Annotated in this window: 15 protein-coding genes; 8 read left to right on the top strand and 7 right to left on the bottom strand. The window is 68.1% G+C overall.

Features of this window, described 5'->3' with window-relative positions:
- Nucleotides 1–220 precede the first annotated feature (220 nt).
- Nucleotides 221–1,615 (top strand): DUF222 domain-containing protein, encoded by a 1,395-nt coding sequence (locus tag ACFTWF_RS13775; RefSeq protein WP_378461758.1) that lies wholly within the window; start codon nt 221–223, stop codon nt 1,613–1,615.
- Between the two features lie 15 nt (nt 1,616–1,630).
- Here ACFTWF_RS13775 and ACFTWF_RS13770 read toward each other — a convergent pair whose 3' ends face one another.
- The 3 genes from ACFTWF_RS13770 to ACFTWF_RS13760 are packed head-to-tail and all read right to left on the bottom strand — an operon-like array spanning nt 1,631 to nt 4,429.
- Entirely contained in the window at nt 1,631–2,842 is a 1,212-nt protein-coding gene (locus tag ACFTWF_RS13770; protein ID WP_378461757.1) for a cytochrome P450, read from the bottom strand.
- A gap of 14 nt (nt 2,843–2,856) precedes the next feature.
- Nucleotides 2,857–4,221, bottom strand: a complete 1,365-nt coding sequence (locus ACFTWF_RS13765; RefSeq protein WP_378461756.1) for an NAD(P)/FAD-dependent oxidoreductase — start codon at nt 4,219–4,221, stop codon at nt 2,857–2,859.
- Nucleotides 4,211–4,429: a ferredoxin gene (locus ACFTWF_RS13760; RefSeq protein WP_378461755.1), complete on the bottom strand. Its 219-nt coding sequence runs from the start codon at nt 4,427–4,429 to the stop codon at nt 4,211–4,213. Before ACFTWF_RS13760 ends, ACFTWF_RS13765 begins: the two co-directional genes overlap by 11 nt.
- A gap of 358 nt (nt 4,430–4,787) precedes the next feature.
- Between ACFTWF_RS13760 and ACFTWF_RS13755 the strand changes: the two genes are divergently transcribed.
- Nucleotides 4,788–5,060, top strand: coding sequence for an ANTAR domain-containing protein (locus ACFTWF_RS13755; RefSeq protein WP_378461754.1), 273 nt, complete (start codon nt 4,788–4,790; stop codon nt 5,058–5,060).
- Here ACFTWF_RS13755 and ACFTWF_RS13750 read toward each other — a convergent pair.
- From ACFTWF_RS13750 to ACFTWF_RS13740, 3 genes are read right to left on the bottom strand one after another with little or no spacing between them, the layout of a single operon-like run.
- The gene (locus ACFTWF_RS13750) at nt 5,057–5,398 is read right to left on the bottom strand and encodes a TraR/DksA family transcriptional regulator (protein WP_378461753.1); all 342 of its coding nucleotides are present in this window, start codon (nt 5,396–5,398) and stop codon (nt 5,057–5,059) included. The two genes, ACFTWF_RS13755 and ACFTWF_RS13750, sit on opposite strands and share 4 nt — an antisense overlap.
- 6 nt (nt 5,399–5,404) lie before the next feature.
- On the bottom strand, nt 5,405–5,944 hold the full coding sequence (locus tag ACFTWF_RS13745; protein ID WP_378461752.1) for a DinB family protein: 540 nt from the start codon (nt 5,942–5,944) through the stop codon (nt 5,405–5,407).
- Between the two features lie 42 nt (nt 5,945–5,986).
- Nucleotides 5,987–7,006 (bottom strand): Lrp/AsnC family transcriptional regulator, encoded by a 1,020-nt coding sequence (locus ACFTWF_RS13740; protein WP_378461751.1) that lies wholly within the window; start codon nt 7,004–7,006, stop codon nt 5,987–5,989.
- A gap of 128 nt (nt 7,007–7,134) precedes the next feature.
- On the opposite strand from ACFTWF_RS13740, the gene ACFTWF_RS13735 reads away from it, so the two are divergent.
- The 6 genes from ACFTWF_RS13735 (at nt 7,135) to ACFTWF_RS13710 (ending at nt 15,532) form a co-directional block, all read left to right on the top strand.
- The gene (locus ACFTWF_RS13735) at nt 7,135–8,394 is read left to right on the top strand and encodes a M20 family metallopeptidase (protein ID WP_378461750.1); all 1,260 of its coding nucleotides are present in this window, start codon (nt 7,135–7,137) and stop codon (nt 8,392–8,394) included.
- Nucleotides 8,391–9,719, top strand: coding sequence for an MFS transporter (locus tag ACFTWF_RS13730; RefSeq protein ID WP_378461749.1), 1,329 nt, complete (start codon nt 8,391–8,393; stop codon nt 9,717–9,719). The genes ACFTWF_RS13735 and ACFTWF_RS13730 overlap by 4 nt, the downstream gene beginning before the upstream one ends.
- An 86-nt stretch (nt 9,720–9,805) precedes the next feature.
- Complete coding sequence (locus ACFTWF_RS13725) at nt 9,806–10,948, top strand: lipase family protein (protein WP_378461748.1); 1,143 nt, start codon at nt 9,806–9,808, stop codon at nt 10,946–10,948.
- Nucleotides 10,949–11,105: 157 nt separating this feature from the next.
- Complete coding sequence (locus tag ACFTWF_RS13720) at nt 11,106–12,761, top strand: sigma-54-dependent Fis family transcriptional regulator (RefSeq protein WP_378461747.1); 1,656 nt, start codon at nt 11,106–11,108, stop codon at nt 12,759–12,761.
- A gap of 116 nt (nt 12,762–12,877) precedes the next feature.
- Nucleotides 12,878–14,386, top strand: coding sequence for an aldehyde dehydrogenase family protein (locus ACFTWF_RS13715; RefSeq protein WP_378461746.1), 1,509 nt, complete (start codon nt 12,878–12,880; stop codon nt 14,384–14,386).
- Between the two features lie 36 nt (nt 14,387–14,422).
- Complete coding sequence (locus tag ACFTWF_RS13710) at nt 14,423–15,532, top strand: NDMA-dependent alcohol dehydrogenase (protein ID WP_012689426.1); 1,110 nt, start codon at nt 14,423–14,425, stop codon at nt 15,530–15,532.
- A 34-nt stretch (nt 15,533–15,566) separates the two neighbouring features.
- Here the strand turns inward: ACFTWF_RS13710 and ACFTWF_RS13705 are convergent, their stop codons facing one another.
- On the bottom strand, nt 15,567–16,571 hold the full coding sequence (locus ACFTWF_RS13705) for an LLM class flavin-dependent oxidoreductase (protein ID WP_378461745.1): 1,005 nt from the start codon (nt 16,569–16,571) through the stop codon (nt 15,567–15,569).
- Nucleotides 16,572–16,623: the final 52 nt, after the last annotated feature.

The raw sequence follows: 16,623 nt of genomic DNA, 5'->3' as shown, positions 1-16,623 counted from the left end.
TGTCTTGCAACGGATCTGTTGTCTTGCAACGGATCCGTCTGGTGGACTTGTTCGTCCTCAGGTGCGAGTCTGTGGTGGCCGCGCCTCGGCGGCTCTGGGCTACTCATGAATCTCGCGGTGCCGAGACGGTCGGGCCATCGGGTTTGCCTCCAAAACGTGTCGGACCCCCGCGGTAGAATTCGCGCATGAGTTCGACTGGGGGGGGTCGGTGAAAAACCGGGTGGTGCAGCATCTGTCGATGCTCGCTGCCGCGGTCGACGGACTCCTCGATGCCGGGTTGACGGAAATGTCGGACGGTGAGGTCGTCGACATGATGCGCGGGGTGGAACAGTCGCTTCGCCGAGCGGATGCGCTGTCGCACCGGCTGATCGTGGAGAGTGTGGAACGCTCGGTCCCGGCGAGTCTGGGTTACAACTCACCGAAGAAGATGCTGATCGACGTGCTCCGGATCTCGGCGGCGGACGCGTCCGCCCGTGTCGCCGCGGCCCGCGAGCTGGGGGTGTGGCACACCCTGTCCGGCGACCCGATGCCGCCGGCACTGCCGGAAACCGCTGCCGCACAGCATGACGGCGCCATCGGTGTCGGCCACGTGCGCGCGATCACGAAGGTGATGCGCAAGATTCCCCACGCCGTCGGCAACGAGGCGCTCGCCGACGCGGAGGCGGTGCTGGCCCGTCTCGCCCGGGAGGGCACCCCGGAGGACGTCGAGCAGGCCGGGCACCGGCTGCTGGCATATCTGAACCCGGACGGGAACCTCGGTGACGACCGCGACCGGAAACGCCGGCGGGGTATCTCGATCGGGCGGCAAGACACCGAACTGATGTCGAAAATCTCCGGTGAACTCGACCCCGTCGCGCGGGCGCTGCTCGATCCGATTCTCGCCAAATGGGCCCGGCCGGGAATGAACAATCCGGACGATCCCGAGTCGCCGTCCGGTGACGCCGAGGACCCGTCGATCGATCGCGAGATGTTGGCGGCGGCCGCCGCCCGCGACACCCGCACCGCGGCGCAACGTCATCACGACGCGTTCAGCGCGATGTTCCGCGTGTTGCTCGAGTCGGGGATGCTGGGCCGGCACCGGGGACTGCCGACCACGGTGATCGTCACGATGACGCTCGAACAATTGGAACGAGCGATCGGCGGTCTCGCGACGACGGCGACCGGCGGATTACTCCCGATCGAGGACGCCCTGGCGATGGCCGAGGACGCGCATCCGGTGCTCGCGCTGTTCGACCATGCGGGTCGTCCGCTGCATCTGGGGCGGCGGCGCCGTCTGGCCGGCGCCGATCAGCGCCTCGCCCTGATCGCGGCAGATGCGGGCTGTACTCGGCCCGGGTGCGCAGCACCGGCGAGTCTGTGTGCGGTGCACCATGTCACCGACTGGCACAAGGGTGGGCGCACCGACATCGACAGTCTGGCCCTCGTGTGCGACGCCTGCCATGCCCAGGTCAACGACGGCCCGGCCGGGTGGTCGACGAGGTCCGCGCCAGAACATTCCACATACCCGGGCCGGACCGAATGGATTCCGCCACCACACATCGACCCGACCCGAAGACCGCGCATCAACCACCGACATCACCCCGGTGAGTTGATCGAGCATGCACGGCGGCAGTAGTGTGCTCAGCCCCCGTCACCCACAGTCCACCAGCAGGTGCCGGGGACCGCGCAGGACGGGGTTGGGCCGGTAGGGCGGTGGGTCCTCGACGAGTCGTGGATTGGGGAGGCGGCGGATGAGTTCGGTCAGCGCCATCTGCCCTTCGAGCCGGGCGAGGGGGGCGCCGAAGCAACTGTGGATGCCGCTGCCCAAACCGACGTGCTGGTTGTCCTTGCGGTCGGGGACGAACCGGTCGGCATCGTCGAAGCGTTCGGGATCACGATTGGCCGACGCCAAGGCTAGGACGAGCGGTGAACCCTTCGGGACGGTGACGCCGTCGATGTCGATGTCGACGATGGGTGTTCGCTGGCCCAGCAGATGCACGGGCGGTTCGAACCGGAGCAGTTCCTCGACGGCGTGCGGCATCAGTTCGGGCTCGGTGCGAAGTCGTTCGAGCGCTTCCGGATTGCGGAGCAACGTCAGCATGCCGTTGGTGATGAGATTGACGGTCGTCTCGTGCCCGGCGATGAACAGCAGGATGGAGTTCGTGACCAACTCGACGGTGTCCAACTGGCCGTCGGGACTCGAATCGTTCGCCAGCCCCGACAGCATGTCGTCCCCGGGATTGCGGCGTCGCTCCTCGATGAGACCGGCCATGAACATGGCCATCTCCATCTGCGCCTTCTGCGCCGCCTCCGCGCGCGGATTGCCACCGGCGTTGTGGCGCGGGTCGATGGACGCCACCAATTCGTCGGCCCACGCATGGAAGCGCGGTTCCTCCTCGTGCGGCACTCCGAGAAGTCGGCAGATGACGGAGACGGGGAACGGGTAGGCGAAGTCGTCGACGATGTCGATGCGCTCCTTGCCGTCGAGGCCGTCGACGAGATCCGTCACGAGAGTCGCGAGTTCGCCGCGCATGGAGTCGATTCGGTCGGGGCTGTGCGGTGGACCGAATTGCCGGGTCGTCAGCCGGCGCAGCCGATCGTGCTCGGGCGGATCGAGTTTGAGGAAGGAATCCGGTGCGTTGCCCGCCCGATCCGCACCGGGAAGCCCCTCACCCCGGTTGTGCAGGTCGGAACTGATCCGCGGATCGTGCAGCAGCGCCATGACGTCGTAGTACCGGCCGACGAGGTACGAGCCGTCGTCCTGAGGCGCTACCCGGGTCTCCCGAAGTTCCTCGTACAGCGGATACGGATTCGGCCTGCTCGCCTGGTCGGTGATCCGCTGGAACAGCTGCGCACGCGACATGGACACTCTCCCTGTTACTTCGGTAGCGAGACGAACTCGACGCGGCGTTCGGTGGGCAGGTGACCGGTCACCGCGACGGTGGGTCCGTGGCTGAGCACCGCCGGATCCGGCAACTCGGACGCGCGGACCTCGAACGGCTCGGTCCGGTCCATGACGTCGAATTCGGGTGGGAACGCCGCCGCCGACTCGATCAGTCCGCGGTAGAAGTCGAGCCACTTGCCCTGGTTGAACGCCACGGCCGCGGTGACGCGACCCCGGAACCCGTACGCCGCGACGAACCGCCGGTCCGCGACGGAACCCTGCGTGATCACCACCTGATCGGAGTAGGTGGGGATGCCGACGGATTTGATGTTGACGCCGAACTGGCTGGACCAGAACGCCGGAATCTCGAGGTGTGGCCGCCGCCGGAGACCCTCGTGCATCATGTTGTGCGCCGCCACCTCGGCCTGACCGATGGCGTTGCCCCAGTGTTCCAGTGCCAGAAGCTGGTAGTCGTAGAGCGGATGCGGCTGTCGCGCAACGTCACCGGCGACGAAGACGTTGTCGGTGACGATGCCGTTGATGTCGAACGCACGGCAGCCGGCGTCGCACGTCACCCCACGGGGCCCCGCGGCCAGACCGGATCCGAACAGCCAGTCGGTGTTGCGGATGCTGCCCTGCGCGACGATGGCGACGTCGACGTCGAGTGTGGTGCCGTCCGACAGGTGCGCGCGGGACAGCCGCCCGCTGCTGTCACCGTCGAGTCCGGTCACCGTGACCCCGGTGCGCAGGTCGACGCCGTGGTCGCGCTGCATGTCGGCCGCGACCGCCGCCACCACCCCGCCGAGCGCACCGACCAGCGGTGCCGGACCACGCTCGGTGACCGTCACGGACAGCCCGCGTTCCCGGCACACCGACGCGATCTCCGACCCGGTGAATCCGGCGCCGATCACCAGGACGTGGCGCGGTCCGGCGGACAGTCGCTCGTTGAGCGCCCGGGAGTCGTCGCACGTCCGGATGGTGAAGACCCCGTCGAGCGCCGCCTCCGACGAGTTCGCCCACGGCCTGGCCCGGACGCCGGTGGCGATCAGCACCTTGTCGAATTCGACGACGGCGCCGTCGCTCAGCACCACCTGGTTGTTCTCCAGGTCAAGGGTGGTGGCCCGGACGCCGAGTCGCCACTTCGCGTCCAGATCCGGACGGTACGGCAGCGCAGCGTGGTCGGGCGGCATGATCCCGAGGAGCACGGCCTTCGACAGGGGCGGCCGGTCGTACGGCTCGTAGGGTTCGTCGCCGATCAGGGTCAGCGACCCGTCGAAGCCCAGCCCACGCAATGCCTCCGCGGCGCGCAGTCCCGCGAGCGACGCTCCGACGATGACGATCCGCACGTCACTGCCCATCGCGTCGGTCGGGGATGTCGGTGGTGATGGCATGCACCGGGCAGGCGGCAGCGGCCTGCGAGACACGGTCGCGTTCGTCGTCCGTGGGGCCGGCGTCGTAGAGAAGGGCTTCCTCCCCGTGCAGGGTGAAGACGTCGGGTGCGAGGAACACGCACTGCGCGTACCCCTGGCACCGATTGAGGTCGACGACGAGTTTCACGTCAATCATCCCGATTCTGAACAGTTCTGGTCACGGGTCCACAGGGACTGCGCGGCGCACGGCCGTCCGATCGCGTCGGGTGGGAGAGTTCCGCCCGGAGGCCAGTATTCCGGAATGGTCGGTCTGTTCGGATTCGATCCGCTGATCTGGAGTCGTTCAGAAATGTGATTCCGCTGGCTACCTACTCCCGAGTAGAACTTCGCGGTAGTAACGGGAGTTACAAACAACTCGCCGCGCTTCGTATCCTGCTGCCGAGAAACAACTTTCGGACACGGACGCGATTCGGCGACACGGACGCCGGGATCGTGATGTGATGTGGCTACAAGTGACCGGCAACGCCCAGTGGCGACACCTCAGAGGCGGAATATTGACGATCGAAGCTCACCGCGACACCCGCGCGACACGGCATCTGTCCGCATTGGACTCTGCGATTCAATTCCTGACCACCGCGCGCGGAAGCTCGTACAGCGCGGACCAGGCCTTCGACGAACTACTCGACTCCTCCATGCGACATCAGGTCGATGTCGGGGATCTGGCGGAAGCACTCTCCGACCTCGCAGACGGTGTCCACCCCGAAGCCGACGACCACCGGCGGGCACGAGACGTGGCCGCACGCGAGTGGGGGGCCCTCCTGCCCTAGCCGGCGCAGTCGATACACGTCAGCGCGGCGGGAAGCGCATCGAGCCGGGCGTCCGAGATCGGCCGCCCGCACCGGACGCACAGGCCGTACGTCCCGCTGTCGAGTCGCTGTTGCGCCGCCGTCAGGTCCTCGACCTCGCGACGGGCACCGGCGAGCAGCGCCGACACCTGGGCCCGTTCGAACGCGATCGTCGAGCCCTCCGGGTCGTGTTCGTCGTCGTCCGTCGTGAATTCCGAACCCTCCACGATCGCGGAGAAACGGCCGGTCAGCGATGCTATGCGACGCTCGGCGTCGGCTCGCTCCTCGGCGATGCGGATGCGAGGCTCCGGTGCGGTCATGTCGGCTCAGCCCATCGTCTTCGCGCCGTCGAGGGCCTCCCGGATGATGTCGGCGTGACCGGCGTGCTGGGCGGTCTCCCCGATGATGTGGAGCAGCACCCGGCGCGCCGACCAGCGTGATCCCGGTTCGAACCACGGCGCGGGCGGCAACGGATGCGAGATGTCGAGGTCGGGCAACGAGGCCACGATCTCGTCGGTGCGGTGCGCGATCTGTGCGTAGCGGTCGAGGACGCCGGCCAGCGTCTCGTCGCCGCGCAGGGTGAATTCCTTCTCGCGGTTGTCGGTTCCGGTGCCGTCCACGGGACCGCCCCGCACCGCATCGGTGCCGCGCACGATGAAATCGGCCCATACCCGCTCGGTGTCCGACACGTGTTTGACGAGTCCTCCGAGGCACAGTTCGCTAGCAGTCGTGCGCTGCGCGGCCTGTTCGTCGGTGAGGTCGCGGACGGTGTAACGGAGGAAGTGGCGATGTTTCGCCAGCGATTCCAGCAAGTCGGCGCGCTCGCCGGTAGTCGACGTTTTCGCGGTTGAGGTCACGGTGATCACCTGCTTCGGCCGGTCCGATGGTGCCGCATCCGACCGTAGCGGTCAGTCGCCGTGTGCAGTGACGAATCCGGTCGCGCGGCCGTGGGTGTCGAGTTCCCACCCCATCCGCTTGCGGGACCGCAGCGTCACCGACGAGTCGATGATCTCCAGGCTGGGGGCGCGGCTCTCCAGCCATTCCTGCGCCCGCAGCAGGTCGGGCAGGGAGGGCACCCACATGCTGACGAGGAAGTTCGCGGGTCCGGTGAGCGACATGCACAACCTCAGTTCGGGGCGGGTGTTGACGATTTCCACCACCTCCCGGTGCGCGCGCACGGGCAGTCGGCACCACCAGGTGACGGTGATCGGCCACCGCGTCGCGTCCTGGGCGACGTCGCACCGCAGCACCACCGCGCGGGCGCGCAACAGTCCCGCGAGTTGTCGGCGAACCGACGACGCGGGCCGGTCGATGACCGAGGCGATCTCCTGCGCCGACGCCCGGCCGTTCCGCGTGAGTTCGCGGACGAGCGCCCGTGCGACTTCGTCCGTCAGACTCTCCGGCCGAGCCGACCCGGACTGCGGCGGGGTGCTCTCGAGCGCGGCGACCGCCGCGGACTGGGCAGTGTCCAGGGAATCCAGGCGCCAGCGACTGCCCTCCGCATGGAGTGCCGTGCAGGTGTGGGTCCGGGTCGAGCGGATGCTCGGGTGGCCGGGCAACTCTTCGAGAACGAGGTCGGACAATTCGTGCAGAGACCCCGTCTGGACCGTGAGAATGAGGTCCCGGCCCCGGGCGGCGTGCTCGATCGACGCCACGCGCGGGTCTCGGGTGAGCGCCTCGACCAGCGGTTTGGTGCCGATGAGGTCGCAGGTCACCTCGATCATGGCCGTGAACGCGCTCGCACCGGTCATCGGTGCGGCGTACGCGGTGATCCATGCCAGTCCGCGTTCGGTGATCGACTCCCACCGCCTCGCGAGGGTCGCGGACGTCGTCCGGAGGATCGGGGCCAGGTCGGCCCACGTCGCCCGCGGGCGGATCTGCAAGGCATGAATGAGCGAAAGCTCGGATTCTGTCAGCATTTCAGTCATCAATGGCCTCTCGGGTCGGTTGGCGTGATCGTTTTCGACGATCTTGGTCGTCCGTCACTTCGCGCATCACAGCATATGACCACCGCCGCATTCGGCCCCGAATGTGACCACCGACATAAGGGAGAGCAATGGATCTCGTGGACGACGCCCGCGCGCTACAAGGCGACCTCGTGCAATTGCGCCGTGTACTGCACCGCGAACCGGAGGTCGGACTGAACCTGCCGCGCACGCAGGAGACGGTCCTCGCGGCGTTGGCCGGGTTGCCGCTCGAGATCTCGACGGGAACCCGCACGACGTCCGTGACCGCGGTGCTCCGCGGTGGCCGGCGCCCGGTCGACGCCGCACCGACGGTGCTGCTGCGTGCGGACATGGACGGACTCCCGGTGACCGAACAGACCGGCCTCGACTTCGCCGCGCAGAACGGCGCCATGCACGGCTGCGGACACGACCTGCACACCGCAGCGCTGGTCGGCGCCGCGCAACTGCTCAGCCGCCACCGCGACCACCTGGCGGGTGACGTCGTCCTGATGTTCCAGCCCGGGGAGGAAGGGTGGGACGGTGCCAAGGTGATGGTCGACGAGGGCGTCCTCGACGCGTCGGGCCGCCGTGCGGACATCGCCTACGGCATGCACGTGTTCTCCTGCCAGAAGCCTCGGGGTCGTTTCTTCTCCAAGGCGGGCACGCTGCTCGCGGCGTCGTACAAGCTGACGGTGACGGTCCGCGGGGCGGGCGGACACGGGTCGTCCCCGTCGACGGCGCGTGATCCGATCACCGCGATGGCGGAGATGATCACGTCGTTGCAGACCATGGTGACCCGGACCTTCGACGTCTTCGATCCGGTCGTCGTCACGGTCGCGAACGTGCAGGCCGGTTCGCGGCACAACATCATCCCCGACGACGCGCGCTTCGAGGCGACTGTCCGGTGCTATTCGCCCGCCACGTACGAGAAGGTGCCTGCCGCGCTGCGACGGGTGCTCGAAGGGGTGGCGTCCGCGCAGCGTGTCGACGTCGAGGTCGCCGTGGATCCCGAGTTCCCGATGACCGTCAACGACGGCAACGAGGTCGCGTTCGGTGCCGAGGTCGTCAGCGACCTCATGGGTGAGGACCGATACGAGACGGTCACGCATCCGATGGCCGGGTCCGAGGACTTCTCCTACGTGCTGCAGGAGGTGCCCGGCGCCTTCATCGGGCTGGGTGCGTGCATGCCGGGTGCCGACCCCGCGGCCGCCCCCATGAATCATTCGCCCCGAGCGCAATTCGACGACGGGGTGCTCGCCGACGCCACCGCCATCTACGCCGGACTGGCCGTGCGCAGGCTCGACAAGGCCCGCGCCGACGACGCTCCCCTCGACATGGCCGCCGCGGCGGCAGGAAGTGACGCACGATGACCGAGATCGCCACCGACAACGGGTCCGTGAACGCCGCACCGCACACCGACCGGCCGAGATCCGAGCGCTGGGAGAAGACCCGCGCGATCGTCGGAGTGGGCACCGGCAACGGTATCGAGTACTTCGACTGGACCGTCTACGCGACGTTCGCGGCGTTCTTCGCCCCGCAGTTCTTCCACACCGGATCCCCGGTCTCCGACCTGCTCGCGTCGTTCGGTGTCTTCGCCGTCGGCTTCGTCGCCAGGCCGTTCGGCGGTCTGCTGTTCGGCTGGCTGTCGGACCGGCGGGGACGCAAACTGTCGATGACGCTCGCCGTGGGACTGGCCGCGGTCGGCAGCCTGGTCATCGGTCTGACCCCGACCCATCAGACGATTGGCGTCGCCGCGGCGGTCGTCCTCGTCCTGGCGCGGCTCGCGCAAGGTGTCGCGCACGGCGGCGAGTTGCCGTCCGCGCAGACCTACATCGTGGAATTCGCGCCGACGGCGCGGCGCGGACTCTGGTCCAGTCTCATCTACATCTCCAACACCACCGGTGTCGTCGTCGGCACGCTTCTCGGTGCACTCCTCACGACGACGCTGAATTCGGAGCAGATGGCCGACTGGGGCTGGCGGGTGCCGTTCCTGCTGGGCGGTGTGCTCGGCCTGTTCGTGCTGTGGATGCGGTCCCGGATGAGCGAGACCGAGGTCTACGAGGAGTCGGGCGACGAGACCGCGAAGCAGTCGATGTGGCAGCTGTTCGTGGCGCACCGGCGGCAGGTGTTCCAGATCCTGTTCTTCACGGTCGGCGGCACTGTCGTCTACTACGTGTGGGCGGTGTCGGCGCCGGCGTACGCGATCGCCGTCCGCGGCATCGATCCGTCCGGCGCACTCTGGGCGGGGGTCGGAGCGAACCTCGTACTGATTGCGTCGCTGCCCTTCTGGGGCGCCGTGTCCGACCGGATCGGACGCAAACCGGTGCTGTACATCGGGAACTTCGGCATCGCGGCCCTGCTGTTTCCGCTCAATGCCATGATCGGGCACAGTGCGGTCACCCTGTTCGTCGCGATGGCGATCGCGCTCTTCGTGATGGGTGCGATCCTGTCGGTCATGCCCGCGATGATGGCCGAACTCTTCCCCACCGGGTTGCGCGCCGCCGGTGTCGGAGTGCCGTATTCGATCGGTGTCGCGGCATTCGGCGGGACCGCGGCGTACGTCCAGACGTTCTTCGCCGACCGCGGCTCGCCGGACCTGTTCGAGTGGTACGCGCTCGCGCTCGTCGTCGTCTCGATCGCCGCACTGGTCACCATTCCGGAGACACGCGGACGGGATCTCGCCTCCCAGCAGTAAGGGCACGTGAGTGGCAAAGCGTGCTCCGGTGCGCTTTGCCACTCACGGGGTTCTATCTTGAAGCGGTGAAGACACACTCGGTGCGAATGACGCGAGCCGTGGCCGGTATCGCGATCGCCTCCCTGACGGTGGCCGGCACGTGCCTCACCGCCCCGACCGCGTTCGCCGACGACGCCGACCGCTCGGCGGGCAGCGTCGTCGAGGTCGAACCGCTGCCCACGGACCTCTGGATTCCCGGCACCGCCGACGCGCAGCGAATCACCTACTGGTCGATCGGGTCCGACGGCAACCCCGCCCTCAGCAGCGGCGCCGTGTACGTGCCGCCGGGGGAGCCGCCCGCCGGGGGATGGCCGGTGGTCGCGTGGGCGCACGGCACGTCCGGCCTCGCGGACGACTGCGCACCCTCGCTCGTCGGGCCGGCCCTCCCCGAGCGCGACTACCCGTACCTCGGTCGCTGGCTCGAGCAGGGCTACGCGATCGTCTCCACCGACTACGTCGGTCTCGGGACACCCGGTGTGATGCCGTACCTCGACGGAAAGGTCGAGGCGCACAGCGTCGTCGATTCGGTGAAGGCCGCCCGGACCGCCGACGGGTCGCTGTCGAACAAGTGGGTGGTGGTCGGGCAGTCGCAGGGCGGCGGCGCCGCGATCACCACCGCCCGGTACGCCACCGAGTACGGCGGCGACTCGCTGGACTACCGCGGGGCCGTGGGAACGGGTGTTCCCGCGAACATCGAGCTGACGCTGCTGCCGCTCGGCCCTCGTGTGCCACCTACGGCGATCCCCGCCGGACTCACCTCGTACCTGTTCTACATCCTCGCGGGACTGCGGTCGGCGCACCCCGAGATCGAGCTCGACTCGTACCTCACACCGCTGGGCGAGCACTACGTGAACGCGGCGGAACAGCTGTGCGTCAACGAACTTCACGACGCCGCGGAAGGTGTGGTGGTCGGTGACCTGTTCAGCAGGCCGCTGAACCAGATCCCCAACCTCCACGGCCTGCTGGTGGACTACATGGGCGTCCCGACGAGCGGCTACGACCGTCCCCTGTTCATCGGGCAGGGCCTCACCGACGTCGACGTGCCCGCGCCGTCGGCGTTCTCCCTGGTCGCGGCACTGATCGCGAACGGCGAACCGGTCACGTTCAAGACGTATCCCACCGACCACAGCGGCACCCTCATCGAGTCGCAGGCCGACACGATCCCGTTCGTGCGGGGGCTGTTCGCCTGAGCGCAACGGGCACTGTCCAGAATCCGGACAGTTGCCCGCCGCGAGTCCCGGGCACTATGGCGTGGGTCACACTGTGTGGGTACGTTCGGGTGTGGGTGGTGCGCCGGTGCACGACCGAACCGAGCGCGGCGAGGAGTCGAGGTTGGAGTTTGGCGGCATGACCGGGCACGCGGCGATGCGTCCGGAGATCGCGTTGTCCTGGAAGCGTTCGGCGCTCAGCGGGCTGGAACCGAGTTCGACGCCGGACGATGATCCCTGCCCCGACCTGGACAAGTCCAGCCGGCTCCTGCAGGCGGCGCGCCCGATCCTCGACGAGATGGAACAGCAACTCCAGGGCACCGGTTTCTGTGTGCTGCTCGCCGACCGCGACTGTCGCATCGTCGCCCGCCTCTTCGACGGCCGCAAACTCGAGCGCCTGATCGACGCCGCCGGTGCGGTGCTCGGCTCACGGTTCGGTGAGGACTGCGTCGGGACCACCGCGCTGGGAACGCCGCTGGAGGTCCGGCGCGGCGTCGTGATCCACGGTGAGGAGCACTACCTCGAACGGTTCAAGGACCTCAGCTGCTACGGCCACCCCATCGTCCATCCGGTGACGCGCCGCGTGGAGGGCATCCTCGACATGACGGGCGTCGCGTCGCGGGCCAACCCGCTGTTCGCCCCGTTCCTCGCCCGCGCCGCAAGCGACATCGAACGACGCCTCCTCGAAGGGTCGAGGGTGTCGCAGCAGCGGCTCGTGGACGCGTTCCAGCGGGTGTCGCCGCAGAACCAGATGGCGGTCACCGCGATCGGTGAGGACATTCTCCTCAGCAACCGGGTCGCACTCGACCTCCTCCAGGTGTCCGACCACGCGACGCTGCGGGGCCTCGCCGCGGACCTCCGCCCGGATCAGTCGAAGACGGTGCGAATCGAATTGTCCTCGGGCGAACCGGCGTTGGTTCGTGCCGACTACGTGGCGGGCACCGACGGCGGGGCCGTGTTCGTCGTGCGCCCGGACCGCCGCACCAGCACCCCGATCCGGCGGGGCAAGGCGCCGTCGAGTTCCGTCGTCGAACGCAGCAGGTCGGAGTTGGCGCGGCTGCGCGAGACCCGGGACGCGGTGGTGATCAGCGGCGAACCGGGAACCGGCAGGACCACCGCGGTCCGTGATCTGGCGAGCGACCGGTCGCTCGTCTGCATGGACGCGGCCGCGATCGCACTCGACGGCCCCGAGGCGTGGGTCGATCGTCTGCTGGCGCTGGCGGCGGGACCTGCCGCCGTCCTGGCGATCGAAGAAGTACAACTGCTGCCGGAATCGATGTTGCCCCTGGTCGTGAAGCTTCTCGCGGCGGAGTCGGGGCCGCGGATCGTGATGACGAGTTCGCCCGTCGCCGACCTGTCGCCGGGGGCGGCGGGTCTGGTCGGTCGCTGCGCCGGGCAGGTCGTGCTGCCACCGCTGCGCCGGCGCACCCGCGAGTTCGCGGATCTCGCGCAGGCGGTCCTCGATTCGATCGAACCGGGCCTCAGGCTGACGGCGAGCGCCCTCGACGCTCTGATCGCCCGCGACTGGCCGGGCAACCTCGCGGAACTGTCGGTCGTGCTGGCGGCGGCCGCGGGCAGGCGCACCAGCGCGCACATCGCCGTCGCCGATCTGCCCGACCTCTACCGGACCCCGACGCGGGTCTCCCGGCTGGCGGGTCGTGAACGCGCCGAACGCCAGGCCATCGTCGACGCACTGCAGGAATGCGGCGGCAACAAGGTGCACGCCGCGGCCGCGCTGGGCATCAGCCGAAGCACGCTGTACGTCCGGATGCGTGCCCTCGAAATCAGCGTCTAGCAGCAGTTTTCTTTCTCGAACTTCAACCGTCCGGAGGTGTCCGAAGTCAGGACAGTTAGTGATATGGCAACCAGTGCACTATGAGCCACGTCACATTCACAACTTCGGAGGTTTTGATGACAGCGACGATCGAACCCAGCCAGGCGGAACTCTTGCCGTCGGTACGGAACTTCCTGTCCGGCACCAAGCGTTTCCTCGTCGGCGGGCAGTGGGTGGAATCGGCGAGCGGCGAGACGTTCGAGACGATCGACCCCGCCACCGGGCAGGTGCTGACCACCGTCGCACGCGGTGGCGCCGAGGACGTCGACCGCGCAGTCCGGGCCGCACGCACCGCATTCGACGAGGGCCCGTGGTCCACGATGAAGCCCAACGAACGCGAACGCCTGATCTGGCGCGTCGGCGACATCCTTTCCGAGCGGGCCGACGAATTCGGTCAGCTCGAGGCACTGGACAACGGCAAGTCGGCGGGCATCGCCGCGGCCGTCGACGTCGCGTGGTCGGCCGACATCTTCCGCTACTTCGCCGGCTGGGCCACCAAGATCGAGGGCAGCACGGTCAACGTGAGCATGCCGTTCGTCCCCGGCGGCCAGTTCCACGCGTACACGCTGCGGGAACCCGTCGGCGTCTGCGGGCTCATCGTCCCCTGGAACTTCCCGCTGCTCATGGCCGCGTTCAAGCTGGCCCCCGCGCTCGCTGCCGGCAACACCGTGATCCTCAAGCCCGCGGAGCAGACGCCGCTCACCGCGCTCCTGCTCGGCGAGGTGTTCGAGGAGGCCGGTTTCCCGCCCGGCGTCGTCAACATCGTCACCGGCTACGGCGATGCGGGCGCCGCGCTGTCCGCTCACGACGACGTCGACAAGATCGCGTTCACCGGATCCACCGAGGTCGGCAAGAAGATCGTCGACGCCGCACGCGGAAACCTCAAGAAGGTCTCGCTCGAACTCGGCGGCAAGAGCGCCAACGTCGTGTTCGCGGACGCCGACTTCGATGCCGCCGTCACCGGTTCCCTCAACGCCTGGCTGTTCAACCACGGCCAGTGCTGCGTCGCCGGGACTCGGATGTTCGTCGAGGACAGCATCTTCGACGACTTCACCGCCGCGGTCGCCGAGGCCGCCAGCCAGGTCAAGATCGGCCCCGGACTCGACCCCACCACCCAGCTCGGACCGCTGGTGTCCCAGGAGCAGTTCGACAAGGTCACCGGGTACCTGGCGGCCGGACTCGCCGATGGCGCCCGCGCCCTCACCGGCGGAAAGCGCTGGGGCGACACCGGCTTCTACGTCGAGCCCACGGTGTTCGTGGACGTCAAGCCCGAGTTCAGCATCGTCGAGGAGGAGATCTTCGGCCCCGTCGTCGCAGCGCTCCCGTTCAACGCGGAGGAAGGGGTCGCGAAGGCCGCGAACAGCAGCATCTACGGTCTCGCCGCCGGAATCTGGACCACGGACCTGTCCAAGGCGCACCTCACCGCCCGCCAGCTCAAGGCCGGTTCGGTGTGGATCAACCAGTACAACGGGTTCGACACCGCCATGCCGTTCGGCGGATACAAGCAGTCCGGGTGGGGACGCGAGCTCGGGGCCACCGCCATCGACCTCTACACCCAGACCAAAGCCGTCAACATCGCACTCTGACCGTCACTCGACATCGTCACTCGAAGAGGAGAAGACATGAAGACCAAAGCAGCGGTTCTGCTCGAAGCCGGCAAGCCGTTCGAGATCATGGAACTCGAACTGGACGGCCCGGGGCCCGGCGAAGTGCTCATCAAGTACGTCGCGGCAGGCCTGTGTCACTCGGACCTGCACCTCACCGACGGCGATCTGCCGCCGCGTTACCCCATCGTCGGCGGGCACGAGGGTTCGGGCATCATCGAGGAAGTCGGCCCCGGTGTCACCAAGGTGAAGCCCGGCGACCACGTGGTCTGCAGCTTCATCCCGAACTGCGGGACGTGTCGCTACTGTGCCACCGGTCGCCAGAACCTGTGCGACATGGGCGCCACCATCCTCGAGGGTTCGATGCCCGACGGCTCCTTCCGGTTCCACTCGGGCAAGGACGATTTCGGTGCCATGTGCATGCTCGGCACGTTCTCGGAGCGGGCCACCATCTCGCAGCACTCGGTGGTGAAGGTCGACGACTGGCTGCCGCTCGAGACCGCCGTCCTCGTCGGCTGCGGTGTGCCGTCCGGGTGGGGCACCGCGGTGTACGCAGGCGGAGTCCGTGCCGGTGACACCGTTGTCATCTACGGCATCGGCGGTCTCGGCATCAACGCCGTGCAGGGTGCCGTCAGTGCCGGCGCCAAGTACGTCGTGGTCGTGGACCCGGTGGCGATGAAGCGGGAGGCCGCACTGAAGTTCGGTGCCACCCACGCGTTCGCCGACGCCGCCGAGGCCGCCGCGAAGGTCAACGAACTGACCTGGGGTCAGGGCGCCGATCAGGCCCTCATCCTGGTCGGGACCGTCGACGAAGAGGTGGTACAGAACGCGACCGCCGTCATCGGCAAGGGCGGCACCGTCGTCATCACCGGACTCGCCGATCCCGCCAAGCTGACCGTGCACGTGTCGGGTACCGACCTCACCCTGAATCAGAAGACGATCAAGGGCACGCTGTTCGGCTCGGCCAACCCGCAGTACGACATCGTCCGCCTGCTGCGCCTGTACGACGCGGGTCAGCTCAAGCTCGACGAGCTGATCACCACCAAGTACACGCTCGAGCAGGTGAACGAGGGTTATCAGGATCTGCGGGACGGCAAGAACCTGCGTGGTGTGATCGTCCACGCGTAGGCGGCTTCGCCGCCCGTGCGCCTTTTTGGTTGTGCTAGCTACCAGAAAGGCGCACGGGTGCGGAGCGCCACTCGTCGGCGAGCAGGTCGTACGTCTTCAGCCAGGACGCGGTGTCCTCGGCGTGGGACGCGACGATCAGTTCGTCGGCCTGTGCGTGCTCGGCGAACTCGTCGAGGTACGCCTTGACCTCACCGGGTGTGCCGACGGCCGAGTACCGCACCATCTGCGCGACCTGCTGACCCGCCGGCGACGTCATGATGAGGTCGACCTCTTCGGGGGAGAACTTCTGCCCGCGGCCGACCATCTGCACCACCCGCCGCCGGAGGGACGCCTCGAACTGCCGGTGCGCGTCCTCGGTGGTGTCCGCGGCGATGGCGTTGACGCCGGCGATCACGTACGGCTCGGACAGGTCCTCGGACGGTTCGAACCGCTCCCGGTACAGCGTGACGGCATCGACGAGCGAGTCGGGGGAGAAGTGGGACGCGTTGGCGTAGGGGAGGCCGAGTTTCGCGGCGAGCTGCGCGCCGAACAGCGAGGACCCGAGGATGTACAGGGGAACGTTGGTGCCCTTGCCGGGGATCGCGTCGACGCCGGGAACCCGTGACACGCCTCGGAGGTAGGCCTGGAGTTCCAGCACGTCCTGCGGGAACCGGTCCGCGGACGCAGCGTCACGACGCAGCGCGTACATCGTCTTCTGGTCGCTGCCGGGGGCGCGTCCGAGACCGAGGTCGATGCGACCGGGGTGCAGCGTCGCGAGGGTGCCGAACTGTTCGGCGATGGTCAGCGGCGCGTGGTTGGGCAGCATGATGCCGCCGGCGCCGAGCCGGATGCTGTCGGTGTGCGCGGCGACGTGCGCGATGAGCACGCTCGTCGCGGAGGAGCCGATCGACGGCATGTTGTGGTGTTCCGCGTACCAGATGCGGCGGTATCCGCGAGTCTCCGCGAGTTGCGCCAGTTTCACGCTCGCGTCGAAACTGTCCCGCGCCGTGTCGCCCTCGCGGATGTAGGCCAGATCCAGAATCGACAGAACAGCACTCACGGGCTTCTTCACCTTTCGTCACCGAGGTGCGAGAGGTTAGCCTCGCGCACTA

The organism is Rhodococcus sp. NPDC056960 (genome assembly GCF_042674125.1).
Lineage (GTDB): Bacteria > Actinomycetota > Actinomycetes > Mycobacteriales > Mycobacteriaceae > Rhodococcus_F.
This window is presented reverse-complemented; position numbering and strand designations above follow the sequence as displayed.

Excerpts from the sequence above, each read along its gene's own strand:
- ACFTWF_RS13770 (WP_378461757.1), bottom strand. The coding sequence starts at position 2,842 with ATGTCGCGTGCGCAGCTGTTCCAGCGGATCACCGACCAGGCGAGCAGG.
- ACFTWF_RS13765 (WP_378461756.1), bottom strand. The coding sequence starts at position 4,221 with ATGGGCAGTGACGTGCGGATCGTCATCGTCGGAGCGTCGCTCGCGGGA.
- ACFTWF_RS13760 (WP_378461755.1), bottom strand. The coding sequence starts at position 4,429 with ATGATTGACGTGAAACTCGTCGTCGACCTCAATCGGTGCCAGGGGTAC.
- ACFTWF_RS13750 (WP_378461753.1), bottom strand. The coding sequence starts at position 5,398 with ATGACCGCACCGGAGCCTCGCATCCGCATCGCCGAGGAGCGAGCCGAC.
- ACFTWF_RS13740 (WP_378461751.1), bottom strand. The coding sequence starts at position 7,006 with ATGACTGAAATGCTGACAGAATCCGAGCTTTCGCTCATTCATGCCTTG.
- ACFTWF_RS13735 (WP_378461750.1), top strand. The coding sequence starts at position 7,135 with ATGGATCTCGTGGACGACGCCCGCGCGCTACAAGGCGACCTCGTGCAA.
- ACFTWF_RS13730 (WP_378461749.1), top strand. The coding sequence starts at position 8,391 with ATGACCGAGATCGCCACCGACAACGGGTCCGTGAACGCCGCACCGCAC.
- ACFTWF_RS13725 (WP_378461748.1), top strand. The coding sequence starts at position 9,806 with ATGACGCGAGCCGTGGCCGGTATCGCGATCGCCTCCCTGACGGTGGCC.
- ACFTWF_RS13720 (WP_378461747.1), top strand. The coding sequence starts at position 11,106 with ATGACCGGGCACGCGGCGATGCGTCCGGAGATCGCGTTGTCCTGGAAG.
- ACFTWF_RS13715 (WP_378461746.1), top strand. The coding sequence starts at position 12,878 with ATGACAGCGACGATCGAACCCAGCCAGGCGGAACTCTTGCCGTCGGTA.
- ACFTWF_RS13710 (WP_012689426.1), top strand. The coding sequence starts at position 14,423 with ATGAAGACCAAAGCAGCGGTTCTGCTCGAAGCCGGCAAGCCGTTCGAG.